We start from the raw sequence: 686 nt of genomic DNA on the forward strand, positions 1-686 counted from the left end.
TATAATGCTAACGAACAAAAAGCAGTGGTTAACTATGTTGACGAAGATAACGGCAATGCCGTTCTTCACAGTGATGACTTAACTGGTAAGTTTGGTAGTAAGTCTGGTTACTCAACCAAAAATGAAATTGCCACTTTAGAAGCTAAGGGCTACGAGTTGGTATCCGACGGATACCCGGCTGATGGCTTTACTTTCAACACTGACAATCCAACCTTTACCGTTGTTTTGAAGCATAAGATGAAGACGGTTACGCCAGATAATCCGGGACAACCAGGTCAACCAGTTGATCCCAATAACCCAACTGGACCAAAGTACCCAGATGGAACTGGTGTAAATGATCTGACTAAGAACATTACAAGAACCATCCACTACGTTTACGCTGATGGTAGTAAAGCCGCAGATGATCAAGTAGAAACCGTTACTTTCACCAGAACGGCAACCTTTGACGAAGTAACTGGCAAGTTAACTTACAGTAACTGGACTTCAACTAACTCCGTCTTTGGACAAGTTAATTCTCCAGCAATCACGGGCTACACCCCTGATAAGACCAGTGTTAGTTCTGAAACTGCCACCGCTGATACCCCTGACGGAAGTGTTACCGTTACGTATAATGCTAACGAACAAAAAGCAGTAGTTAACTATGTTGACGAAGATAACGGTGATGCCGTTCTTCATACTGATGACTT

At 43.0% G+C, this 686-nt stretch carries 1 protein-coding gene; it reads left to right on the forward strand.

What is annotated here, in order from left to right; all coding sequences use genetic code 11:
* A partial coding sequence (locus AC6UDG_RS07240) for a mucin-binding protein (protein WP_500706930.1) occupies positions 1-686 on the forward strand: 686 nt, incomplete at both ends.

The organism is Fructilactobacillus sp. X2R1C1, from assembly GCF_059901435.1.